This is a genomic window from Microbacterium sp. Root1433D1 (genome assembly GCF_001426835.1).
In the GTDB taxonomy this organism is placed as follows: domain Bacteria; phylum Actinomycetota; class Actinomycetes; order Actinomycetales; family Microbacteriaceae; genus Microbacterium; species Microbacterium maritypicum.
In genome coordinates, this window is sequence record NZ_LMFN01000004.1 from 219,232 (window position 1) to 242,647 (window position 23,416).

Annotated in this window: 23 protein-coding genes; 7 read left to right on the forward strand and 16 right to left on the reverse strand. The window is 69.9% G+C overall.

From position 1 onward, the window contains the following. Positions 1-76: 76 nt before the first annotated feature. The 4 genes from ASD13_RS16740 to ASD13_RS16755 all read right to left on the reverse strand — a co-directional run bounded on the left by ASD13_RS16740 (position 77) and on the right by ASD13_RS16755 (position 3,860). A complete protein-coding gene (locus ASD13_RS16740) occupies positions 77-511 on the reverse strand; it encodes a DUF3995 domain-containing protein (RefSeq protein WP_017830026.1) in 435 nt (144 codons plus the stop codon). A 172-nt stretch (positions 512-683) separates the two neighbouring features. Continuing rightward, positions 684-1,610, reverse strand: a complete 927-nt coding sequence (locus ASD13_RS16745) for a carbohydrate ABC transporter permease (RefSeq protein WP_017830027.1) — start codon at positions 1,608-1,610, stop codon at positions 684-686. A gap of 2 nt (positions 1,611-1,612) precedes the next feature. Next, positions 1,613-2,584 (reverse strand): carbohydrate ABC transporter permease, encoded by a 972-nt coding sequence (locus ASD13_RS16750; RefSeq protein WP_055871773.1) that lies wholly within the window; start codon positions 2,582-2,584, stop codon positions 1,613-1,615. A 31-nt stretch (positions 2,585-2,615) separates the two neighbouring features. Further along, positions 2,616-3,860 (reverse strand): extracellular solute-binding protein, encoded by a 1,245-nt coding sequence (locus ASD13_RS16755; protein ID WP_055871776.1) that lies wholly within the window; start codon positions 3,858-3,860, stop codon positions 2,616-2,618. A 326-nt stretch (positions 3,861-4,186) separates the two neighbouring features. Between ASD13_RS16755 and ASD13_RS16760 the strand changes: the two genes are divergently transcribed. From ASD13_RS16760 to ASD13_RS16780, 5 genes are read left to right on the forward strand one after another with little or no spacing between them, the layout of a single operon-like run. Continuing rightward, a complete protein-coding gene (locus ASD13_RS16760; protein WP_017830030.1) occupies positions 4,187-5,083 on the forward strand; it encodes an SIS domain-containing protein in 897 nt (298 codons plus the stop codon). 24 nt (positions 5,084-5,107) lie between these two features. Continuing rightward, positions 5,108-6,100, forward strand: coding sequence for an ROK family protein (locus ASD13_RS16765; RefSeq protein WP_082531548.1), 993 nt, complete (start codon positions 5,108-5,110; stop codon positions 6,098-6,100). Further along, positions 6,097-7,041 carry a 1-phosphofructokinase family hexose kinase gene (locus tag ASD13_RS16770; protein WP_055871785.1) on the forward strand — a complete coding sequence of 315 codons (945 nt, stop codon included), beginning with the start codon at positions 6,097-6,099 and terminating at the stop codon, positions 7,039-7,041. The genes ASD13_RS16765 and ASD13_RS16770 overlap by 4 nt, the downstream gene beginning before the upstream one ends. Continuing rightward, on the forward strand, positions 7,038-7,892 hold the full coding sequence (locus tag ASD13_RS16775) for a class II fructose-bisphosphate aldolase (protein WP_055871788.1): 855 nt from the start codon (positions 7,038-7,040) through the stop codon (positions 7,890-7,892). The genes ASD13_RS16770 and ASD13_RS16775 overlap by 4 nt, the downstream gene beginning before the upstream one ends. Continuing rightward, positions 7,892-8,668, forward strand: coding sequence for a DeoR/GlpR family DNA-binding transcription regulator (locus tag ASD13_RS16780; RefSeq protein ID WP_055871791.1), 777 nt, complete (start codon positions 7,892-7,894; stop codon positions 8,666-8,668). The genes ASD13_RS16775 and ASD13_RS16780 overlap by 1 nt, the downstream gene beginning before the upstream one ends. A gap of 249 nt (positions 8,669-8,917) precedes the next feature. On the opposite strand, the gene ASD13_RS16785 is transcribed toward ASD13_RS16780, so the two are convergent. The 4 genes from ASD13_RS16785 to ASD13_RS16800 all read right to left on the reverse strand — a co-directional run bounded on the left by ASD13_RS16785 (position 8,918) and on the right by ASD13_RS16800 (position 14,346). Continuing rightward, entirely contained in the window at positions 8,918-11,368 is a 2,451-nt protein-coding gene (locus ASD13_RS16785) for a CHAT domain-containing protein (protein WP_055871795.1), read from the reverse strand. Between the two features lie 270 nt (positions 11,369-11,638). Then, a complete protein-coding gene (locus ASD13_RS16790; protein WP_055871798.1) occupies positions 11,639-13,210 on the reverse strand; it encodes a S8 family peptidase in 1,572 nt (523 codons plus the stop codon). A 57-nt stretch (positions 13,211-13,267) separates the two neighbouring features. Next, positions 13,268-13,723: a hypothetical protein gene (locus ASD13_RS16795; protein WP_055871801.1), complete on the reverse strand. Its 456-nt coding sequence runs from the start codon at positions 13,721-13,723 to the stop codon at positions 13,268-13,270. Continuing rightward, positions 13,720-14,346 carry an RNA polymerase sigma factor gene (locus ASD13_RS16800; protein ID WP_229778765.1) on the reverse strand — a complete coding sequence of 209 codons (627 nt, stop codon included), beginning with the start codon at positions 14,344-14,346 and terminating at the stop codon, positions 13,720-13,722. Before ASD13_RS16800 ends, ASD13_RS16795 begins: the two co-directional genes overlap by 4 nt. A 123-nt stretch (positions 14,347-14,469) precedes the next feature. Here ASD13_RS16800 and ASD13_RS16805 point away from each other — a divergent pair, with 123 nt between their 5' ends. Continuing rightward, positions 14,470-14,688 carry an SCO4848 family membrane protein gene (locus ASD13_RS16805; protein WP_055871807.1) on the forward strand — a complete coding sequence of 73 codons (219 nt, stop codon included), beginning with the start codon at positions 14,470-14,472 and terminating at the stop codon, positions 14,686-14,688. A gap of 33 nt (positions 14,689-14,721) precedes the next feature. On the opposite strand, the gene ASD13_RS16810 is transcribed toward ASD13_RS16805, so the two are convergent. Next, entirely contained in the window at positions 14,722-16,017 is a 1,296-nt protein-coding gene (locus ASD13_RS16810) for an MFS transporter (RefSeq protein WP_055871810.1), read from the reverse strand. A gap of 74 nt (positions 16,018-16,091) precedes the next feature. Here ASD13_RS16810 and ASD13_RS16815 point away from each other — a divergent pair, with 74 nt between their 5' ends. Beyond that, positions 16,092-16,682 (forward strand): winged helix-turn-helix domain-containing protein, encoded by a 591-nt coding sequence (locus ASD13_RS16815; RefSeq protein ID WP_055871813.1) that lies wholly within the window; start codon positions 16,092-16,094, stop codon positions 16,680-16,682. A gap of 19 nt (positions 16,683-16,701) precedes the next feature. On the opposite strand, the gene ASD13_RS16820 is transcribed toward ASD13_RS16815, so the two are convergent. From ASD13_RS16820 to ASD13_RS16850, 7 genes are all read right to left on the reverse strand, one after another. Next, positions 16,702-17,811, reverse strand: a complete 1,110-nt coding sequence (locus ASD13_RS16820; RefSeq protein WP_055871817.1) for an FUSC family protein — start codon at positions 17,809-17,811, stop codon at positions 16,702-16,704. A gap of 154 nt (positions 17,812-17,965) precedes the next feature. After that, positions 17,966-18,652 (reverse strand): hypothetical protein, encoded by a 687-nt coding sequence (locus ASD13_RS16825; protein WP_055871820.1) that lies wholly within the window; start codon positions 18,650-18,652, stop codon positions 17,966-17,968. Continuing rightward, on the reverse strand, positions 18,652-19,560 hold the full coding sequence (locus ASD13_RS16830; RefSeq protein WP_055871823.1) for an ABC transporter ATP-binding protein: 909 nt from the start codon (positions 19,558-19,560) through the stop codon (positions 18,652-18,654). Before ASD13_RS16830 ends, ASD13_RS16825 begins: the two co-directional genes overlap by 1 nt. Beyond that, on the reverse strand, positions 19,557-19,946 hold the full coding sequence (locus tag ASD13_RS16835) for a GntR family transcriptional regulator (protein WP_055871827.1): 390 nt from the start codon (positions 19,944-19,946) through the stop codon (positions 19,557-19,559). The genes ASD13_RS16830 and ASD13_RS16835 overlap by 4 nt, the downstream gene beginning before the upstream one ends. 249 nt (positions 19,947-20,195) lie before the next feature. Beyond that, positions 20,196-20,744: a GbsR/MarR family transcriptional regulator gene (locus ASD13_RS16840; RefSeq protein ID WP_055871830.1), complete on the reverse strand. Its 549-nt coding sequence runs from the start codon at positions 20,742-20,744 to the stop codon at positions 20,196-20,198. A gap of 11 nt (positions 20,745-20,755) precedes the next feature. After that, positions 20,756-22,378, reverse strand: a complete 1,623-nt coding sequence (locus ASD13_RS16845; protein WP_055871833.1) for an ABC transporter permease — start codon at positions 22,376-22,378, stop codon at positions 20,756-20,758. Next, on the reverse strand, positions 22,378-23,370 hold the full coding sequence (locus ASD13_RS16850) for an ABC transporter ATP-binding protein (protein ID WP_055871836.1): 993 nt from the start codon (positions 23,368-23,370) through the stop codon (positions 22,378-22,380). Before ASD13_RS16850 ends, ASD13_RS16845 begins: the two co-directional genes overlap by 1 nt. Positions 23,371-23,416 lie beyond the last annotated feature (46 nt).

The window sequence follows — 23,416 nt, forward strand, 5'->3', positions numbered from 1 at the left end:
TCGGTGCGCGCGGGAACCTGGAGCGGCCGCGGGCAGGGCTCCAGGTTCCCGCCCCTCGGTAGCCGACCCCGCGACGTCAGCTTCGTCGGTCGCCACGCACCGCGAGGGCGATCGCGGCGCCGGTGATGAGGCACAGCGGACGGTAGATGCGCCTGTCGAGCGCGACGAATCGGCGATGGGGCCCCGGACGCCCGAGAAGCGCGGTCACTCGAGCCCCGTCCATCGCGCCGCGGAGGAGGAACGCCAGTGCCGCCGCCACGCGGGCGGCGATGGCGAGCGTGCGGGTGCCCCCTGCGCCCGCGACGATCGCGCTCCCGGCGAGCATTCCTCCACCGACCACGAGGCATGCGCCGGCCGAAGGCATCTCGTCGCTGCCGATGACCTGTCGCGCCAGCCGCTTCCGGTTCGGTGCCGGCCAGGAGGCGCCGGAGGCCCACAGCAGATGGATGGCTCCGATGGCGCCGAGCGATGTCGTCGCGACGACCTGACCGATCCGTCCGAGAGGAGTCATGCCCCCATTGTCCTCTGAGCCGGATCAGCCGCCGAGTTCACCGGTGCCGTGCCCTGCATGGATGTCGGGAGAACGGACGGATGTCGGGTGACACGCCGCAGGTCGGTCCTGCAGACGCACATCCGCCCGACAGGTGTGCTGTCGGGCGGATGGCGAAGCGCGGCGAGGAGCGCTACTTCACGCTGCCGGCGGTCAGTCCGCCGACGAGTCGCTTCTCGATGAGCATGAACAGGATGACCACCGGCAGGATCGCGACGATCGAGACGCCGAACACGTACTGCCAGCTGGTCTCGTACTGACCGACGAACTTGGTCAGAGCGACCGACAGCGGCTGGTTCTTGTCGGTCGACAGGATCACGAGGGATGCCGCGAACTCGTTCCAGCAGGCGACGAACGTGAACACGATCGCGGTCACGATGCCCGGCCACACGAGCGGCAGGTTGATCTTGAACAGCACCGTGAAGCGTCCTGCCCCGTCGATCTGGGCGGCCTCGTCGACCTCCTTGGGGATGCCCGCGAAGAACGAGTGCATGATCCACACCGCGAACGACAGGTTGAACGCGGCGTTGATGAAGATCATCGCCACCCAGGTGTCACCGAGTCCGAGGACCGTGAACTGACGGAAGAGACCCGAGGTCAGCACCGCCGGCTGCAGCATCTGCGTGACGATCACGAGGAAGAGGAACACCATGCGGCCGGGGAACTTGAACCGTGCCGTGTAGTACGCCGCCGGCAGCGACACCAGCAGCACGAGCAGCGTCGCGAACACCGCGATCACGATCGTCGAGATCAGGTTGTACGGCAACGGCGTCTCGGGGGTGGACCACATCGTGATGTAGTTCTCCCAGTGCCACTCCGTCGGCAGGTACGTCGGGTCGACCGACCGGATCTGCGGCTTGGTCTTCACGGAGCCGAAGAACATGATCAGGTACGGCAGCACGAAGATCGCGAGCACCAGGAACCCGGCGGCGGTGCGCAGGATGACGCGGGGCAGCGTCACCTGGTCTTCGGTGTAGCGGCGCTTGCGGCCGGGGGTCGGCGGTGTGCGACGGCCGCGGCCACCGGCGGTGGTCACGAGGGCGGTCTCGGTCACGGTCATGATCAGACCTCCTTCATGGGCTTGACGATCTTCACGTAGGCCGCGACGATCAGGATGACGATGAGGAATGCGACGACCGAGAGGGCGCTCGCGACATCGACCTTCTTCTGCAGCTCGATGTACTTGAAGATCAGCGTCATGATCGTGTCGGCGCCGTAGCCGGGGATGGATCCGGTCATCACCTTCAGGATCGGCAGCGAGTTGAAGACGTTGATGATGTTGATGAGGACGGCCACGGCGAGAGCGCTGCGCAGCTGCGGCAGCACGATCGACCAGTAGGTGCGGGCGGGGCTGGCTCCGTCCATCTTCGCGGCCTCGATCGCATCGGCCGGTACCGACTGGAGACCGGCGAGGATCGTGTAGGTCGTGAAGGGGAGAGACACGAAGATCGCGATCACGATCGACCAGATGAAGGCCGTCGTCGGGTTCTTCGTCCACCCGTATCCGACCGCGTCATCCGAGAGCCCGATGTCGTAGAGGAACTTGTTGAAGACTCCGAAGTACGGCTCGAGGCTGTAGTAGAACACCATCGTGGTCATGACGACCGATGCCGCCCACGGCACGATGACGGCCATGCGGACGAGCTGGCGTCCGGGGAACGCCTTGTTCAGGATCTGGGCGAGGCCGAGCGAGATGACGACCGTGAAGACCACGACCGACACGACCCAGAGGATCGTGCGGAAGAAGATCGGCCAGAACTCGGCGAACGTGAAGACCGTGACGAAGTTGTCGAAGCCGACCGATCCCTTGTCGAGGCCCGACAGCGAGATGTCGCGCGTCGAGTTGAAGAACATCACTCCGGCGGGGAAGAACACCACGCCGATGATGAGCAGCAGTGCGGGGGCGATCCAGGGCAGCGCCTGGAGGAGGTCCTTTCCGCCCGGCCTGCCCCGAAGAGCATCCGGGGTCTTCCGGGTGCGGGGGCGGCCGGTGGCCGCCCCCGCGAGGTTCGAGGACTCTGTCTTCTGGTTCATTCGGGTACCCGAACCTCTCCGTTCAGCGGGCTCAGCCCGCGTCGACCTGCGCCTGGATCTCGGTCAGCACGTCCTGAGCCGGCTTCGTCTGGATCTGACCGAACAGGGACTTGAACGCACCGTCTGCGGCAGACCACTGCGGGTTCGTCGACGGGTAGAACTGCGCGTCGGGCAGCACGTCGAGGAACGGCTTGAGAGCCTCCTCGCCGGAGAGCTGCTCAGCACCGGACTTGGTGACGGGCAGGAAGCCCTCGGCCTGCACCCACGGCACGTACACGTCTGCCGAGTAGTAGTAGTCGAAGAACTTGGTGATCGCTTCCTTCTTGTCGTCGTCGTTCTGGAACGCCATCAGCTGGTCCATGACGCCGAGCGTGAACGGCGAGCCGTCCTTGGTCGGGATCGGGACGATCGAGTAGTCCAGGTCGGGGTTGCCCTCTGCGATCTGGCCGACCGTCGGCGGGAGGCCGACCTGCATGCCGATCTTGCCCTGGATGAAGATGTCCATCAGCGGGGAGCGCTGCGTCGAACCCGGGTCGGCCTGGGTCGCACCCGCGTCGATCATCTTCTTGATCTGCTCGGCACCCGCCAGGTTCTCGGGGGTGTCGATCGTGATCTCGGATGCGTCGCCGAACGATCCGCCGCCGCCCCACAGCCACACGGCCGCTTCGGCCTGAGCCTCTTCGGATCCGAGCGGCATGCCGTAACCGGCGACGCCGCCGCCGAGCGCGGACACCTTGGTGGCGGCATCCAGCAGCGAGTCCCAGTCGGTCGGCGCCTCGACGCCGGCCTGGTCGAGCAGGGCGTTGTTGACGAACAGGGCGCGAGCCGACGCGATCAGCGGGAGAGCGTACGCGGTGCCGTCGATCTCGGCGTTCTTGATGAACGAGTCCTGGAAGTCGGAGAAGGTGTCTTCGGAGACGACGTCCTTCGTCGGGTAGAGCAGCTCATCGCCGACGAAGCCCGCGAAGGGTCCGCCGTTGTAGATGTCCGGAGCCTCGCCGGCCTGGATCTTGGTGGAGACGACCTTCTCGAGGTTGTCCCACGACTGCACCTCGAGCTTGACCTTGATGTCGGGGTTCGCCTTCTCGAAACCGTCGATCACCGTCTCCCAGTTGGCCTTGGTGCCGTCGGAGTAGCTGGGGACGAGGAGATCGAGCGTGGTCGCTCCATCGGCATCGCCGCTGTCGCCGGAAGAACCGCCGAACCCGCACGAAGCGAGCGAGAGCGTGGCGACGGCCGCGATGGCGGCGGCGCCGAACCGCAGTGACTTCTTCATGTGTATTGCATTCCTCACTGTGATGTCCGAACCCTCGGCGGCGGGGCCGCTTCGGGAGGGGGGTGTGGTGCACAGTCGCAAGCACATCACGCGACAGTGCGTGGTGATCGCGTCGCCGGGAGGGCTACCGCGATCGTTCAAGCCGGGGCTCGGGGCTCTCGACGTCGGCCGGGGTCGGCGTCGAGGGTGGAACTCGTCTGATTATTTGTCAGGAGAACAAACAAATCAAGGTAAAGCTGGTGTTGCATCAATCTGACGCCATACTATGATCGAATCAAGCTTCAAACAATCACAAGTCTGCAACTTATCGCCAGAAAGGCACATCGATGACCGAATCGCTGCCCGGCGCACACATGCGCGAAGAGCTCAACTCACAGCCTCAGACGTGGGCCACGGCCGCAGATCTGAAGGCCGAGCAGGCGCTGTTGCCTGCCTCCGGTGCCCGGATCGCCGTCGTCGGCTGCGGCACCTCGTGGTTCATGGCGCAGTCGTACGCGGCTCTGCGCGAGTCCGCCGGCCACGGTGAGACCGACGCGTACGCGGCGTCCGAGGCGTTCCTCGACCGCGGATACGACGCCGTCGTCGCCCTCACCCGTTCCGGCACGACCAGCGAGGTGCTCGAGCTCGTCGACCGCATCAAGGGGCGCATCCCCACCGTCGGCGTGATCGGCGACCCGGACTCGCCGCTCGTCTCGCTCGTCGACGAGGCTGTGCTGCTGCCGTTCGCCGACGAGAAGTCGGTCGTGCAGACGCGATTCGCGACCACGGCGCTGGCCCTCTTCCGCGCTTCGCTCGGTGAAGACCTCACCGGAGCCATCGCCGATGCCGAGGCCGTGCTCGCCGAGGACGGCGACGACGAGCTGCGTGACGCCGAGCAGTACACGTTCCTGGGTCGCGGCTGGACGATCGGTCTCGCCCACGAGGCCGCGTTGAAGCTGCGGGAGTCGTCGCAGTCGTGGACCGAGGCGTACCCGTCGATGGACTACCGCCATGGCCCGATCGCGATCGCGGCACCGGGGCGCGTCACCTGGCAGTTCGGCCAGGCTCCCGAGGGGCTCGCGGCGCAGGTCGAGGCCACCGGTGCCCGGTTCGAGCAGCGGACGATCGACCCGCTCGCCGACCTCGTGCGCCTGCACCGCACCGCGCTCGACCGCGCTGTGGCGCGAGGCCTCGACCCCGATCAGCCCCGCAACCTCACGCGATCCGTCATCCTGGATGCATGACGCAACCCGCCGCCGGAGCTGACCATGACCCGAGCTGACGGGACGGCCGCCGTTCCCGACGTCGAGCGTGACGCCACCGGGGAGAAGCTCGCCGCCGTGCGCACCCTCGGTATCGGCGCGCCCGTGCTGGCCTTCGACGTCGGCGGCACCGACATCAAGTCGGCGCTGTTCGACGCCGACGGCACCGCTCTCGGGCTGCGCCGCACGCCGACGCCGATCGCCGAGGGCGACCGCACACAGGTGCTTCTCGAACGCCTCGAGGTGCTGGCGGAGGAACTCCGTGCCGCTCACCCCGAGGTCGTGCCGCAGGCGGTGGGTCTCGTCGTACCGGGGATCGTCGATGCGGATGCCGGACTGGGTGTCTTCGCGAGCAACCTCGGCTGGCACGACTCCCCGCTGCGCGACCTCGCAGCCGATCGCCTCGGGCTGCCCGTGGCGTTCGACCACGACGTCCGCGCCGCGAGTTGGGCGGAACGTCGCCTGGGCGGCGCGCGGGATTACGCCGACTCGGTGGTGCTCGTGATCGGCACCGGGATCGCCGGCGCCTTGCTCGTCGGTGGCGTGCCCTACACCGCCGGGGGATACGCGGGCGAGATCGGGCACTCCCCGATCGCGGACGGGCCGATCTGCGCGTGCGGCGCCCGAGGCTGCCTGGAGGCCGTCGCCTCCGCCGGTGCCATCGCCCGGCGCTACCGCGAGGCGACCGGGATCGCTCCCGACGGCGCGAAGGACGTGATCGCCCGTGCGGCGGCCGGCGACCGGATCGCCGCGGATATCTGGAACTCGGCGCTCGACGCGCTCACGATGTCGCTGGCTCAGCTCACCGCCGTCGTGGCTCCGGAGGCCGTGGTCATCGGCGGCGGCCTGTCGCGCGCCGGAGGCGCACTCTTCGACGAGCTGCGCACCCGCCTGGCCGCACGGCTCAGCTTCCACCGCATCCCCGCCCTCGTGCCCGCCGAGCTCTCCGGCAACGCGGGACTGCTCGGGGCGGCCCTCCGCGCGCGGGAGCTCACGTGATCCTCACCGTCACCCCCAATCCCGCACTCGACCTCACCTGGCGTGTCGAACGGCTCGTCGAAGGTGGAACGCACCGGGCGGATGCTGGGGCCGCACGCGCCGGCGGCAAGGGGCTCAACGTCGCGCGCGTGGCGCACGCCGAGGGCACTGAGGTGCTCGCGGTGACCACTCTGGGCGGTCGGGTCGGCGAGGAGTTCGCCGCAGAGCTCATCGCGAGCGGGGTGCCGCACGCTCTGGTCCCGGTGGCCGCCGAGACCCGTCGCAGCATCGCGGTGGTCGACGAGACCCTCGGAGACACCACGATCATCAACGAGCGGGGCGTGAACCCGACCGACGTCGAATGGGCTGCCGTGCTCGCCGAAGTCGTCGAGCGGCTCTCGGGCGTGCGTGTGCTGGTCGTGTCAGGCAGCGTGCCCCCCGGAGCGCCGGAATCGCTCATCCCCATGCTCATCGCGGTGGGCAAGGATGCCGGTGTGCCGGTGATCGTCGACACCTCCGGTCCCGCCCTGCTGCGTGCGGCGGATGCCGGCGCCACCGTGCTCAAGCCGAACGCCGCCGAGCTGGTCGAGGCCACGGGTGTGGCCGACCCGGTCGAGGGCGCCCGCTCGCTGATCGCCCGCGGCACCGAGCTCGTGCTGCTCTCCCTCGGAGCCGAGGGCATGCTCGCGGTCACGGCGACCGCTCTCGTGCATGCGCGTCTCGACGAACCGCTCGCCGGCAACCCCACGGGCGCGGGCGATGCCGGTGTCGCCGCCTGTGCCGTGCTGTACGCCGACGGGGTGCGCGACCCCGAGACGATCCTCCGCCGCGCCACGGCGTGGTCCGCCGCCGCCGTGCTCACCCCGCTCGCCGGCGACATCTCCCCGCGCTGGCCCGAGATCGAGCAGCAGCTGCGCATCTCGCATCCCGACCCTGAATCGTTCCGGAAGGACCCTTCGTGACCCTCGTCTCCGCTCGTGACCTCGTCTCCGCCGCATCCGCTGCCGGCACCGGCATCGGCGCCTTCAACGTGATCCACCTCGAGACCGCGGAAGGGCTGGTGCGGGCGGCCGCTCTGGCGCAGCTGCCGGTCATCCTGCAGATCTCGCAGAACTGCGCCGACTACCACGGTGGGCTCGAGCCCATCGCCCTGGCCACGCTCGCGGTGGCACGGCGCGCGCAGACACCCGTAGCGGTGCATCTCGACCACGCCGAGCGGCCCGAGCTGGTCGACGAGGCCATCGCGCTGGGCTTCGGCTCGGTCATGTTCGATGGGGGCGCGCTGCCCTACGACGACAACGTGGCCCTGACGGCGGCGGTCGCCGCCCGTGCACACGAGGCTGGGGTCTACGTCGAGGGCGAGCTCGGAGAGGTGGGCGGCAAGGACGGGGCGCACGCTCCGGGTGTGCGCACCGACCCCGAAGAGGCGCGCGCGTTCGTGGCCGCCACGGGAGTGGACGCCCTCGCGGTCGCGGTCGGCTCCTCGCACGCGATGACCGATCGCACGGCGTCGCTGGACCTCGACCTGATCGGGCGCCTGCACGAAGCGCTCCCGGTTCCGCTGGTGCTGCACGGATCGTCCGGCGTCGCGGATGCCGTGATCGCCGACGCCGTGCGCGCCGGGATGACGAAGATCAACGTCTCCACCCACCTGAACGGTTTCTTCACGCGGGCGGTGCGCGACAAGCTCGACGCCGACGAGCGTCTGGTCGACTCCCGCAAGTACCTCGCGCCCGCCCGGGAGGCACTCGCGGAAGAGGCCGCCCGCATGCTCCGACTCTTCGCACTGCAGCCCGCGGAACCGGTCTCCTGATGAAGCGGGCCGCCCGGCTGAACGCGATCCTCGACCTGCTGGCCGCGAAGGGCGAGGTCACGGTCGAAGAACTGGTCGATCGGTTCGAGGCGTCGTCCGCGACCACGCGGCGAGACCTCGACACGCTCGCCGAGCAGCGCCTGCTCACCCGCACCCACGGCGGTGCTGTGGCGCAGACCGTCGCCTATGAGCTGCCCATCCGCTACAAGAGCCACCTGCGCACGCACGAGAAGGAGAGCATCGCGCAGACCGCCGCCGGCCTCGTCGCACCCGGCATGGTGGTGGGGCTCTCCGGTGGCACGACCACCACGGCCATCGCGGCAGCCCTCGCCGCGCGCGACGATCTCGCAGCGAACGGCGGCATCACCGTCGTCACCAACGCCGTGAACATCGCCGCCCAGCTCGCCACGCGGCCCGAGATCAAGGTCGTCGTCACCGGCGGCGTCATCCACTCGCGCAGCTACGAACTCGTCGGTCCGTTCGTGGAGCAGCTGCTGCGCGGGGTGCGGCTCGACATCGCCTTCATCGGTGTGAACGGGATGGATGCCGCCGCCGGTGCGACCACGCAGGACGAGCGCGAGGCCGCGGTCAACCGCATGATGGCAGAGCGTGCCCGCCGCGCGGTCGTGGTGACCGACGCCAGCAAGCTCGGTGTCGAGGCGTTCACGGCCGTCGGCGGGGTCGACCTCTTCCCGACCGTGATCACCGACGCCGGAGCGGACGCCGAAGCACTCGCGTCGCTGCGGGCGGCCGGATACGCAGTGCTGGTCGCCTGACCCCCCCCGGACACCCCGAGGGCCTCGACGTCCCCACAACGTCGAGGCCCTCTGAGGGCGTCACGGCTGTGCGCCGCGATGCCCCCGAGCAGATGGTGTCCGTGTCGTGTTCGCGCTCCCCAGTGCGCATGATCCCCAGATCCGACAGCGCCTCCCTCGCGCCTCACCCTTCGAGGCCCTTCGCCTGGCACCTTCCGAAGAACAGGAGCGTGCGGCATCCGTTCTGATACACCGAATGGAGGAAAAAGTTCAGAATCCGTCGCCGTGGCACTGGAACGGCGCGCTCAGACCGGTGTCGAGGCCTGCCCTCGCGAGCGCGACAGCGGGCGCTGCGCCTTCGGAGAGACCGGTGTGCACGGCGCTGAGCAGTTCCCCGGCCACATCGTCGGGGACCGCGACGGGGGCGGCGATGACGCAGTCGGCTCCGGCGTGCAACCACACCCGCGTCATGCCCAGCGCTTCTTCTCCCCAGCGCACAGAGGAGCGCCCGAGTTCGCAGGCCGAGAGGATCACGGTCGTCGGGACGCGCGGTATCAGGTCGACGTCGTAGCCGAAGAGGATGCCGTCGGTGAGCTCGAACCCCGAGAACAGCGGGTTGTCCACCGCGTGCCGGCCGTGGGCGGCGATGTGGAGCACGTCGGTGGCGGCGGCGAGCTCGGTGACCGCCGCGACCGTCGCCGCGGAGGACTCCAGGATCCGCGGTGCGCGGCCCGCCTCACGCCAGGCCGCAGCCGCACGCGCGACCTCGTCTCCGGCGCGCGGGACACGGGGGCCTGCGGCGAAACCGATCGTCGTCGGCCGGGTCCGGTCGCGGGCGGGCGCGGCCAGCAGACGCGACACGGAGGTCGCGAGAGTGAACGCGATGCCGGACATGCCGGGGAGCATCGCCCACGGCACGCCGCCGAGTGCTCCTGGCACGGTGATCGCGAGCCGCGCCGTGGTCGGCACCGCCAGCAGCAGCGGGGTGAGCAGCTCGGCGTCGAGGATCGCCAGCCGTGACGCGAGCGCCCGCGCGGTGACCTCCCCCATCAGCCCGCCACGGGTCAGTGCGACCATGTCGAGGTCGGCGCGGAGGCCGTCGAGAGCCGACTGCACCCGCTCCCATGACAGGTCGACGATGGTCGCCCCCGACGAGGTGACCACGATGGCATGCAGCGTCGAACCGGTGAACACGTAGGACAGGACGACGACGTCGGCGTCGAGCATCGAGGTCGCCTCGGCGAGTCCCCATCGTTCGCGGGTGCCGCCGGATCCTGTGGCCGCCCATTGCCGCTCGCGCACGCGGTCGCGGAGGGCGCGCACCCTGGCATCGGTCGTCCAATCGGCGCCGGCCAGCTCGGCGCGCAGCATTCGCAACTCCGCCAGATCCACCGCCAGGGATTCGTCACGCGGGGGCCGCACCGGGGCGACCTGCTGGCTGAGGTGGCGCGCGCGTTCGGACCACTCGAACAGGATCGCGGGGTCGCGCAGCCGGGCAGCAGCGGCGAGGCCGGCGAACATCAGGTCGCTGCCGTGCATCGCGACGGATGCCTGCAGGTCGAGTGCACCGAAGGACTGCTGCCAGGCGGTGAGCAGGTCGAGGCCTTCGGCGGCCGCACGCAGCGCGTCGCGGTCACGGCCGGCAGCCGCGGCGCGCGCAGCACGCACCTCCTGGGCGCGCAGGCGCAGAGGCGTGGGGGCGGCGTCGTCCAGTCGCGGGAGGCGTCCGGTGCCGTCGCGTCGAGCACTCAGGCGCAGTCCTGTCGCCTCGGTGCGAAAACCTCCCCGGTCCAGGGCTTTCGCTGTGCGGGCGAACTCCGCTTCGTCGATGGGGCGGTGCGGTCTCGCCCGCTGCTGCGCCTCGAGGCGCACCGCCTCGGCTCGCGCCGCCCACCCGTGGTTCGCGAGTGCCGTGAACCGTCGCGCCGCGGTGCGGGCTGCGCGCTCGGCGGCGGCGGGATCGTGGCGCAGGAGCGAGCGGGCGAGGTGGAACTCGGACTCGCCTCTGGCCTGCCGCATCCGCTGCGCGCCGAACTGGGTGGCGACCTGCTCCAGCAGCGCTTCGGCCTCGGTCGTGAGACCCGCGTCGCGCAGCACCTCCGCCCGGTCGAGGTCGCTGATCGCCGCCGCGAGGTCGCTGATCGCGGCGAGCTTCGGTCGGGAGCGGGTCATCAGGGTGAGCGCGGTGACGAGGTCTCCGCCGAGCAGCGCCGCGTACCCGAGATTGTGCCGGGCCTCCGCCAGCGGCTCCTCGTCGTCGTTCGCCTCGTACACGGCCACCGCGCGCCGCAGATCCGCGATGCAGGAGTCGAGCTCGCGCTGCTGCATCCGCACCACGGATCGGTTCATGAGGCAGTTCGCGAGCTCGGTCGTCTCGTCTCCGACGGCCGTGAGCGTCTCGATCGCACGGGTGAGTTCGGCCTCGGCGTCACCCAGCCGACCGCTGTGCGTCAGGAGCGTGCCGAGCTGGCCGCTGAGCACCGCGATGGTCTCGGCGCGCAGCCCGGATCGGCCGAGGGCGTCGCGACACAGCTGCTCTGCGGCCGCCGGCTCTCCCGTCTGGGCGAGGACGTAGGCGGTCGTGCCGTCGATGCGCGCGCGCAGGTCGGGATCGTCGGTGCGGGCGGATGCCGCGTCGAGAGCGCGCTGCGCCTGCGTGAATCGCCGGGCGTTGGCCGCTTCGACCCCGCGCCGGTGCAGCTCGATCGCGGACAGGGGCATCCCTTCAGAATGCCCTGCGTCGGGGCTGCAGGGAAGAGCGCGTATTCCGAGCGGGAGCGGTGCGTGATCGCTCGGGTGAGGCAGTGGACACCTGTCGGGAGGAAGAGCACGTGTCGGGCGACACGCCGCGTTCGGATCCGACAGCCGAACATCCGCCCGACAGGTGCACCAGGACGAGCCGCCGGAGCGTGTCCCGCGAGCCGCTCGGGCGGCGCTCGGCACCAGGACGAGCCGCCCGCATCGGTACGGACGGCTCGTCCCGGGGGTGCGTCAGTCGAGGTCGACCGGGGTCGGCAGGGACTTCAGGACGGCGGCGACGGCTTTCGCCGCAGCGGCGGGGCTGACACCGCCGACGGGGACGGTGCCGAGCTGGGCGGCGATGCGCGCTGCGACGTACGGGGCAGAGAACGAGGTGCCGCTCCACACCGCGAACCCGCCCCGATAGTCGTCGGGATCGATCGTCTCGCGGCGGAGGCCCTCGACGTCGGCCTTCGTGACCGCCTGGGTGCCGCCCACGAACGCGGGCGACGTGCTCACCACGGCGGCCCCCGGCGCGTAGGCCTGAACCCACGGGCCGATGTTCGAGAAGAGGGCGACCGACTGCGCCGAGGGGTTCAGCGCTCCGACCGACACGAGCGGCGCGTCTCTGTCCCGACGGATGCCGTTGTCGGCGCCGGGCCAGGACCAGAGCGACGCCGGGAACGAGGGGCGGTCGATCGCGTCGTTGCCGGCCGAGCACACGACTATGCAGCCGAGCTCGCGTGCCTTGGCCAGCAGCTGGTACAGCGTGAGGCTGAACAATCCGTCGATCGGCGTCTCGTGGTAGTAGCTGAGCGACAGGTTCAGCACATCGATCGGGAAGCCGGTCTTCGGATCCTCCCGGTGGCGGGCCAGCAGGGTCACGACCTGGGCCACGGTCTCGAGCAGCGTGCTCTCGTCGACCACCCCGAGGGCTCCCGCCACCCGGATCGAGAGGATGTCGGCCTCCGGAGCCGCCTGTCTGACGATGCCGGCGATGAACGTGCCGTGTCCGGCGACCGCGTCGATCTCACCGTCGAGCTGCCCGTACAGATCGGGGTAGCGTTCCGGATCGGCGTCGTCGGTCAGCCCGACCGGCACGCCGTCGAGGTCGACCGTGCGCGTGACGATGTCGGCAGGCAGCCAGGCGTGCTCGCCGCAACCGGTGTCGAGCACCGCGACCACCGGGCGCCGTCCGCGTTTCGGCGCGGGTCCGCGCACAGGGGCGGGGCCCAACCAGCTCACGGGCTGCCGTGCGCCGCGTCCGGGCTCGAGGTAGTCGTCGCTGCCGCCCGCGCCCCCTCCGGCGCCGCGCACCGGGTTCGTGCGGGTGAACGGGTTGGTGCGTGTGAAGGGGTTCGTCCTGGTGAAGGGATTGAGCCCGACCGGATCGATGGACAGCACGTGGTCGAGGCTCGTCCGCGGCATCGTCGAGCGCGACATGCGGCGTGCGCGCTGGAGCACTCGCCAGGCGTCGGGGGCGACGGGTGACTCGCCCCTGACCGGTTCGTCGGGAGTCCGCAGCCGTGCGCGAAGGAAGCCGGGAACCCCCGGAACCAGCTCGCCATCGACCGCCGAGCGGGTGCCGTCCTCGATCTCGAGCTGCCATCCGAAGGTGTCGGCGGCATCACGCAGAGTGCGCACCTCGCGGTCGTAGGCCTCCCCGTCGCCGAGGGCGCGGGTGATCAGCAGCCGCTCCGGCAGATACGCCGTCGGAAACGCGCGGATGCCGTCCACCGGCTCCGTGCTCGGATCGAGCGCGGTTCCCCGGCGGATCGATCCCTCCGCGCGGTCCTGCCAGGTCCATCCCTTGGGCTGATCCATGCGTCATCCTCTCCCTGCGGGTCGCCCCGCGTCCTCATCGACGGGCGGCGCCCGTGGTCACAGCTCGAACTGCGGGGTCGCGAGCGTGCGCGTCTCGTCCCCGACCACGGTCGTCAGGCGCACGCGCGTGAGACCGGGCGGCACCTCGTCGAACACGAAGCGTCCGGTCTCCTCCGGCGAGACCGACCTGGCCTTCTCTCCCTGCGTCAGGACGATCTCGGCGGCCGCGGTGTCGACCCAGCCGTCGACGCGGCGGCGGCCGGAAGCGGTGGTCGTCACATGCAGCAGGATGCTGGTGGAGCCGTCGCTGAACTGCAGGGTGAGTGCATCCGCCTCGCCGCGCACCTCGCCGAGCTGTCCCTCGACCAGGGTAAGCAGCGCATACTCGCTGTTCAGGCCGTCCGAAGCGACTGCGGCGACCATGCGGTCGATCAGGCCCGCGGGCACCGGGTCGACCGCTCTCCAGTGCGTGCGGAGCCGGGCGAGCATCCTGGCGTCTTCGTGGTCGGTCATGCGAGTCCCCCCGCCGGCGCTGTCGGCGGTGCGTCCAGCAGGGCGCGGAGCTTCGCGAGGCACCGGTTCCGTGTGGGGCCGATGCTGCCGATGGGCATCGCGAGGTCGCTGGCGATGTGCGCATAGTCCGGGCGGTCCTCGAAGGCGATCACGCGCAGCAGCCTCTGACAGCGGTCGTTCAGGCGGCGTACGGCCGACCACAGCCGACGGTTCTCGTCGCCGATGGTCGCGTGCTCCTCGGCCGACGCCTGCTCGGGGAGCAGGGTGTCGAGATCGTCGACATCGGTCGTGTCGACCTTGCCGTGTGCCTTCGCGACCTTCCAGGCTTCGCGGCGTGCGGTGGTGGTGAGCCAGGCCGACACGGCCCGCGAATCGCTGATCGATCCGTGACCGCGCACCAGCCGCAGCCAGGTGGTCTGCACGACGTCTTCGGCGAGGGTGCGTTCGAGTCCGTAGGCGCGCACGACGTGCCAGAGCACGGGCGTCATCAGCCGTACGAGCTCGTCCATCGCGCGGCTGTCGCTCTCGCGCCATGCGTCGAACAGATCTGCGGCGCGCTCCCAGCGTGCACGCCCGTCATCCGAGGCATGATCGAGACCGGCGCCGGGTGCACCGTCGATCATGAAGCCCATTGTGATCACACCTACCAGGAGCGCGGCAAGGGCTTTCTGATACAAGTCCGCATCCAAGAATTCCGCATCCCGGCGGCGGTCGGCACCCACGGGCGATGTCGATAGCGTTGAGGGGTGATCCCGCTCGCCGTCCTGCTCTTGCTCAACGCCGCCTTCAACGCCCTCGTCTGGCCGCGGTTCTACACGCGCGTCGCCAAGGATCCGCGGGCGCGCGACGAGAACGGCAGGGCCACGGCATTCCTCAAGGTGCACGCCGTCCTCATCGCGATCGCTCTCGTGCTCGCCCTGGTCTCCCTGCTCGCCGGCATCGCGGCACTGACCGGCGCGCTCTAGCCCGTACGGCTGCCGGCGCGCACCGCTGCGGCATCAAGCCGTCTCGTACTGCTTCGCGTGCGCGGCCCAGCGCGCTTCGACCGGCAGTGCCCGCAGCGCCCTGTTGCCCAGGGCGAGGAGGACCGCGACCAGGCACAGCGCGGCGCAGATCAGAATGGTGCCTTCGCGGCCGATCCAGGCGAGTCCGAAGCCGGCGATCAGGGGAGCGAGTGGCATCGCACCCATGCCGAGCACTCCGGCGGCGCTGTTGGCTCGACCGAGCAGGTGGCTCGGGGTGGCGACCATGAAGTAGCCCATCATGCCGGCGTTGAGCGCGGGCACGAGCAGGACCGAGGCGCCGAGCACCACCGCGATGGCCCAGGGCCCGGTGACCATCGACAGCACGATCGCGCCGACCGAGACGACCGAGAGTCCGGCGATGGTCAGGATCCCGGTCTTGATCCGCGGGACGAGCAGCGGAGCGCACACGGCGCCCACGAGCATCACGGCCCCGATCGATGCGCTCAGGGTGCCGATCAACAGCTCGGAGTACCCGTCCTGCTGAAGGGCGTAGATGACGGTCGTGATCGTGGCGTTGAAGCCGAGGTTGATGACCGTCGTGATGAGCAGCACACCGCCGAGGTCGGGGCGGGAGAGCAGCCAGCCGAACCCCTCGCGCAGCTCCGCCCAGGCGTTGGGCTTCGTCGTCGGGGCCGGAGCGAGGTCGTCGTCCGCGCCCGCATCGACCACTCCTGCACGACGGGCCTGACGCCCCAGCATCCATGCGGTCAGGGCTGCGATCGCGTGGCACAGCGTCATGACCGCGCCCACGAGCCATCCGCCGACGCCCAGCAGCAGACCGCCGAGCGGTCCGCCCGCGAGCTGGAGCGCCGCGTCGCGCCCTTGGTTCGCCGCCTGCGCTCGGCCCATCGCGTCGTCGGGCACGATCTCCTTGAGCGCGCTCTCACCGGCGACGTCGAAGAGTCCGCTGCGCGCGGCGAGCAGCACGTCGATCACGAGCAGTGATCCGAACGTCATCGCGTCGCCGAGGGCGAGGAGGGTGAAGCCGCCGGCGAGCACGATGCCGATGAGCGAGCCGAGGAGCATCAGCGCGATGCGGCGATGACGGTCGGCCAGCACGCCGCCGGCCAGGGTCATGAGCAGTCGCGCGACCATTCCGGCTCCGCCGATGATGCCGGCCTGGGCGGGGTCGTTCGTCACGATCAGGGCGAGCAGCGGGATGGCGAAGCCGAACAGGGAGGCCGCGAGGCCCTTGCTCGTGTCGCTCACCAACCAGGTGAGGTAGCGGGTGTTGCGCCACAGACGGTGGGGCTCGGTGACGGTGGTCATGGGACGAGAGTAGATGCGCAAGAACTATTGCGCAAGTCTTATTGCGCAATAGTGGGTGCGAGTAGGATCGGCACATGACGGAGGACAGCGCGAAGAGCACGAGCACCGATCCCGTCTGGATGACCTCGGCCATGCTCAAGGCCTACTCGCACCCCCTGCGACGCCAGATGATCCGGCTGTTCTCACGGCGGGACTTCCTCCGCGCCGCCGACATCGCCGCCGAGCTCGGCGTTCCGGCGAACAGCGCCAGCTTCCATCTGCGCGCCCTCGCCGATGCCGGGCTCATCGAAGAGGCACCAGACAAAGCTCGTGACCGACGCGATCGTGTCTGGACGGGGCACAAGGGCGCGCTCAACGTCGGCGGTCCGGAGAGCCCCGTCCCGGATGAGGCCCTCGGCGTCGCGGTGGTCGCCGCGCTCGTCGAAGACCATCAGGATCTGATCCGTCGGGTGATGGCCTGGACCCCGGAGTACGTCGCCGGACGCACGAGGGAGGTGCACGCCGCCTTCACCCAGCGCACGATCCGGCTCACGGAGTCGGAGTTCGACGACGTGATGGTGAAGATCAACGACATCCTGAGTGCGGCCGACGACGCGCACGACAGTGCGGACCCGGACGGCCGCTACTGGCAGATGGACCTGGTCGTCGCCGACGACACCATCTGAGGCGGCGGCCCCGGTCGGATCAATCCTCGGTCGGAGGGCGCGAATCGCTCAGGATCAGGATGCGACGCAGGTGCATCGCGGTGAGCACACCGGGTCCCATCGAACGCCGCACATCGATGGTGCGGTCGTCGACCGTCTCGAGGAGCAGTCGGATCGCGCGCGCCGCTTCACCGCGGGCGCGATGATCGTCGCTCGAGGAGGCATCCCCCCGCGCGATCACATCGGCGACCGCGTGACAGGCCGCAGAGAGGGGCGCAGGCAGAGCGGGGTCGAGCGCCAGTGCCGACGGCCGGTCCCAGATCGTGTCGGCGATCTCGTCGGAGATGTCGCGGATGAGGTGGGCGATGCGATCGAGAGCCGCGAGCTCGTCGTGGCTCTGCTGGATCCGTGTGCGATGCCCCCTGGCGCGCGGGTTGCCCCGTCGGCTCTCGTCCGCCTCCGTCAGTGCCGCTCGCAGTGCGGAGGAGGTGTCGGCGAGAGAGGCCGCATCGTCGGCCCATTGCTCGTGCTCGGGCGGCCATGCCTCCGAGACCGCGGATCCGATGTCGTGCAGGTGCGCGGCCAACTGCTCCCGGAACGCCGCCACCCGTCCCGCCGCGGCGACGGTGAGTGGTGCGGGTGCGATCACCAGGTTCACCACCAGCCCGACGACCACGCCGACCGCCGTCTGGGTGAGGTAGCCGAGCGAATAGTCGTCGGCGTTCTGTCCGCCGATGATCAGCACGAACAGGGCGGCCATCGGCACGTATTCGCGGCCGACGCCGAACCAGCCCGTGCCGGAGAGCAGCACTCCGACGCCGACCACGAGGGGGATCGTCCACCAGGTCGGGCCGACCGTCAGCACCACGATCGTGGCGAGACCGATTCCCGTGGCGAGGCCGAGCAGCGTCTGCAGGCTCGACTTCGCCGAACCCATCAGCGTCGGGTACATGCTCAACAGGGCCCCGAGGGGCGCGTAGTACGGGTACTGGTCGGTGACCCCGGGCATGTGCGGAGCGATCATCCAGGCCAGTCCGACGGCGAGGGTCGTCTTGGCCACGAGCAGCAGCCGGGCAGGACGGACGGCGTCGTGGAGCGCGCGTCGGGCGCCCGCTCGTCGTACCCGGAGCCGGGTGCGGGTCTGCGTCACGGCATCCTCTCTGTCGGGGGCAGGGGGTTCCGCGAGCGTAGGCGCTCCGGTGCGCAGGAGGCGAGCGGGTTGCGTGCTCGGCGACGTACCGGTAGCGCGCACACGCGACGCCGGCCGCCCAGGAGGGCGACCGGCGTCGGCGAGAGGGATGGGTCTACGGGATGGCTCTGCGGAAGGCGAGGAACGAGACGCCCATGAGGGCCGCCGTGACCACGAGCCCCCAGAGTGCGAGGCCGAGGGCGCCGAGGCTTCCGATCCCCGTCCAGACCTGCCCCCACAGCTCGAGCCGGGTCACCAGGTACACCAGGCCGACGAGCACGAGCGCCAGCGTGATCCACACGATCGTCAGTACCATCAGGCCCCAGCTCTTGTAGATGGTGGCTCCCGTGAACCCGATCACGAAGAAGAACAGCGCGAGAGTGAAGTAGACGACGAAGGCCCCGAGCGGGCCCGCCTCCCACAGCCACGGGAGGTAGAACACCCACCCGTTCATGCCGTAACCGTTCGTGGCGACTTCGATCCCTCCGCCGATCAGGAACAGGACCCCCATGAACGTGCTGGCGATGATGGCGGTGAGCATCGTGCCGAAGAAGAACTCGCGACGCGTGATGCTCATCGCCTGGGAGAACGGGAAGGTGAGAGTCATCGCCGAGAGGCCGATGGCGAAGAAGTACCACAGGGGTGCCTGGCCGCCGCCGCCGTATTTGGGGGAATCGCCCGGGATCATCGCGTAGATCAGCACCGAGATCAGGGTCGCTCCGGCGAGGATGATCAGCGGGACCCAGATGAAGGTCTGCCGGTTGATCATCTGCAGGCGGATGACGTTGAGTGTGCGTCGCATCAGCGCACCTCCTCTTTCGTGGCGGCGGGTCTCGTGGCATCGGCCTTCTGGGTGAGACGTACGATCAGCTGCTGCAGCGAGACCGGCGCGAGGTCGAGGCCGGAGGCTGTGATCTCCGCGCGCTCCTCCGCCGATACGGCCCCGAGGGCGGTGACGGATGCCACGCGCCCGAGCGCCTCGCGGTGCAGCACCTCTCGAGTGCCGATCCAGGCGTCGACCTTCGCGGCGTCGCCCACCACGGTCACGGCGCGGTCGCGCACCGCATCCGTGTCCTCGTTCAGGAGGATCTGGCCGTTGTCGATGACGATGACCTTCTCGATGAGGTTCGAGACCTCGTCGATCAGGTGCGACGAGAGGATGACGGTGCGCGGGTGCTCGGCGTAGTCCTCGATCAGGCGGTCGTAGAAGATCTGCCGGGCGACGGCGTCGAGGCCGAGGTAGGGCTCGTCGAAGAACGTGATCTCGGCGCGCGAGGCGAGTCCGATGATCACCCCGACCGCGGAGAGCTGACCGCGGGAGAGCTTCTTGATGGTCTGCTTCATCGGCAGCTGGAACTCGGCGATGAGCTCGTCGGCGAGGGCCTGATCCCAGTTCGGGAAGAACAGACTCGCGGCCTTGAACGCATGCTTGGGGTAGGCGTCGTCCGGGTACTTCTGGCTCTCGCGGACGAAGCAGATCCGGCTGAGCACGTGCGCGTTCTCGTACGGGTGCTCCCCGAACACCTTCACGGTGCCGGACGACTCGAAGTTCTGAGCGGTGAGGATCGACATGAGTGTCGTCTTCCCTGCACCGTTGCGGCCGAGGAGGCCGTAGATCGCGCCACCCTCGATGGAGAGCGACACGTTGTCGAGCGCTCGCTTCTCCTTGTAGCGCTTGCTGAGGTTGTGCACCTCGATGACGGCGGTCATGCGGAGGCCTTCCCTTCTGCGTCAGTGGTCAGTGCGGCACGCTGCCGGAGCAGGGCCGCGAGGTCTTCGGCGCCGAGCCCGAGAGTTCGGGCTTCGGCGAGGAGCGGGTCGATGTAGCGGTCGGCGAACGCGGCGCGGCGCTCGCCGAGGAGGAGATCCCTGGCGCCCTCCGCGACGAACATGCCGATGCCTCGGCGCTTGTAGAGCACTCCCTTGTCGGTGAGCACGGCGACTCCCTTCGCTGCGGTGGCGGGGTTGATCCGGTAGAACGCGGCCAGCTCGTTCGTGGAGGGGGCCTGGGCCTCTTCGGCGAGTGAGCCGTCGACGATCGAGTCCTCGATCTGCTCGGCGATCTGGACGAAGAGCGGCTTGCCTTCTTCGATCACGAGTCCTCCGCGTGGTTAGTGGGTTACTTACTTGACTAAGTAACCACATAACCCGGACGAGTGTCAACCCCTACCCGGGCGCCGGGTCCGGAGGCTGGCGGAACGGATGTCGGGAGGGCGGGCGGATGTCGGGCGAGAATGCACCGAATGCCCCGACAGTCGTGCATCCTCCCGACAAATGATCCGAGGCGAGACGGAACGGCGGGCGGGACGGTACAGCGGGGCGGGATGGAAAGGGGCGGGCGGGAGTCAGCTCGGGTCGGTCTCGCGGCGCTGCTCGTGCCAGTCATCGACGATCTGCAGCATGCGCGCGGAGAGGAAGCGGAAGAACTCGGCGAGCTCGACGGCCCGGTCGTGGGCGCCCTGGTCGTCGGTGTGAGCGGCGGCGATGTCGTCGATGTACGCGGACAGGCGGGAGTACACGGGCATGTTCCCCGCGATCGAAGTCGTGAACGGGTCGTGCACGAACTCGTAGCGGTCGCGGCGCTCCCCCGGCCGTGAGCGGCGCTGGACGAAGTGCAGCTGCTGCAGGTAGCGCACCGCACCGGAGACGGCCGCAGCCGAGACGCCGAGACGCTCGCCGAGCTGGGAGGCCGTATACCCGCCCGCGGGCGCGGCGATCAGCGCCATCATCACCCGCGCCGGCATGCGGGGCATTCCCGCAGCGGTCATCATGGCCGCCGCCTTCTCCGCCGGTTCGATCCCTCGATGCACCGCGGCGGTCTCGAGGTCGGCGGTCTCGAGGTCGGCGGTCTCGAGGTCGGCGGTGTCGAGGCTCTCGGCGGTGTCGTCGGGCATCCCGGCTCCTCCTACGCGCCGAGGGCGAGCTCGCGTCGCCGCATCAACGTCAGTGCTGCCGCGCCTCCTGCGGCCAGGGCGAGCACGAGCCACCACAGGCCGCGCACGTCCACTCCGCCGCCGTCGACCACCGGGGTCACCGCGAACGGCGAGAGGTTCGCGCTCCACTCGGGCAGTCCGAACAGCGGCCCGAACATGCCGAGCAGGGCCGCCAGCAGCACGAGGCTCCACGCCACGGCGGTCGTCGCCCGCGGGAGCAGCACGAACACCAGGGCGGTCAGCACCGCGAAGATCGAGGCAGCGACCGCCTGCCCGAATCCGGCCACCGCCACGATGCGATACAGCGAGTCGTCGCCGCCGTTCGACCAGGCGCCGACCCACCCGGCGAGCACGGCGGCGGCGACGACGATCAGCACCGCGGCCACGCCGACCATCATGTAGTCGGCGAGCCAGCGCACGCGTCCGACCGGGGTGGCGAGCACGGCCTCGGCGGTGCCACGCGCCTCTTCCTGGCGGGCGCGCGCCACGGTCTGCACCGCCGCGCAGGCGGCGAGGATGCCCAGCAGCGTGAAGAACACGGTCACCACAACCTCGTCGAGTCCTCCCGCGGCGCCGCCGATCTTCTTCAGGATGTCGGCGACGGCGGGGTTCTCGCCCGAGATCCGGTCGACCACCCCGCTCAGCGTCGTGGCGAGGATGCCCGTGATCGCCCCGCCGATCGCCCATCCCACGATCGAACCCGAGGTGAGCCGCCACACCAGCGCGTGCGGCGACGCGAGCGCCGCTCGCGCCGAGACCCGGCCCGGGCGCTCCGCGACGAAGCCGGCATCGACGTCGCGCACGGATTGCAGGGCGACGGATGCGCCGGCGAGCACGAGGCCGAACGCGATGCCCAGCAGCACCGGCCAGGCCAGATCGGTGTCGTAGGGGCGCGTCTGCTCGGCCCAGCCGAACGGCGAGAGCCAGGCGGGCCAGGCGCTCGTGATGCGGGTCAGGTCGTCGCTCGGAGTACCCGCCGCGTTGCCGATGCCGCGGATCAGGAAGGTCGCCACGAGTACCCAGATCGTCAGGGAGTTCGCCCCGCGCGATGTGCGCATGAGCTGCGCGGCGAGCAGGCCGACGCCGAGGAACGCGATCCCGGTCGCGCCGGCCGCCGCCCCCGCGAGGAGCGAGCCCGCGGCCGGAAGTCCGGTGGCGATCAACGCGAGCGCGGTGAGCGCGGCCAGCACCACGTTCGCCAGGAGGCCGTGCACGATGGTCGCGATGGTCGGCAGTCGGCGTCCGGCCGGAGTGGCCCATACGAGTTCCGCCCGTCCCGCCTCCTCATCGCCGCGCGTGTGCCGCACCGCCAGGAACGTGCTCATGAGGGCGGCGAGCAGCGCCAGCCACGGGAGGACCGCGAAGGCGAGGAAGGCTCCTTCGGACGTGCCGGAGGGCAGCCCGCGGAACATCAGGATCACGGGGTTCGCGAGTGCCGCCGCGAGGATGCTCTGCCGGTCGGCGACGGTCGCGTACGACTGGCTGACGCCGGCGTATCCCGCGAATGCCATGAGCGCGGTGCCCACGATCCACAGCGTCAGCTGCAGCCGGTCTCGCCGCAGCCGCTGTCGGAGCAGCACGCCGAACGCGGACATCACGCGCGACCCCTCAGGGCGCGACGCTCGCGACGGGTGGCGGGTGCGGAGTCATCGAGGCCGCCCTCTTCCGCGGCTTCGAGTGTGGCGAGGTCGTCGCCGTAGTGACGCAGGAACAGCTCCTCGAGCGAGGGCGGGGCGACCCGGAGGTCATCGATGCCGAGCGCGGCGAGGGCGGGGAGCACGGTGGCCGTGCGGTCGCTGTCGACGGCGAGGCGGATGCGGTCGCCCTGCTGCTGGGCGTCGTGCACATCGGGGATGCGGGACACCTGGTCGAGGGTGGCCCCGGCGGGGGTGAACGACACGTCGCTGCGGGTGAGGTGCCGCAGCTGCGTGAGCGTGCCGGTCTCGACGATACGGCCGGCGCGGATGATCGACACCCGGTCGCACAGCTGCTCGACTTCGCTCATGATGTGGCTCGACAGCAGCACGGTCGCACCGTTCGCATGGGCGCGGGCGACTTCGTGCTGGAAGATGACCGCCATCAGCGGATCGAGTCCGCTGGTGGGCTCGTCGAAGATGTAGAGGTCGGCGGGCACCGCGAACGCCGCGATCAACGCGACCTTCTGCCGGTTGCCCTTCGAGTAGGCGCGGCCCTTCTTGCGCGGGTCGAATTGGAAGGCGTCCAGGAGCCGCTTCTTCTCGCGCTGGTACCCAGGGTCGTTCGTGCGGGCGCCGCGCAGACGGGCGAGCAGATCGACGGCCTCGCCTCCGGACAGGTTCGGCCACACGCTGACGTCGCCGGGAACGTACGCGATGCGTCGATGCAGGTCGACGGCGCGCTCCCAGGGGTCTTCGCCGAACACGGTCGCCTGGCCGGAGGTGCGCCGGGCGAGGCCGAGCAGGATGCGGATCGCGGTCGACTTGCCTGCCCCGTTCGGCCCCAGGAAGCCGTGCACCTGACCGTGCTCGACGGTGAGGTCGAGGCCGTCGAGCGCGTGCACGGTGCCGTAGTGCTTGGCGAGGTCCTGGGTGGCGATGACGGTGGTCATGCGCGGGAGCGTACGCCCGATTCATGAAGTTGTGAATCGGGCGAAG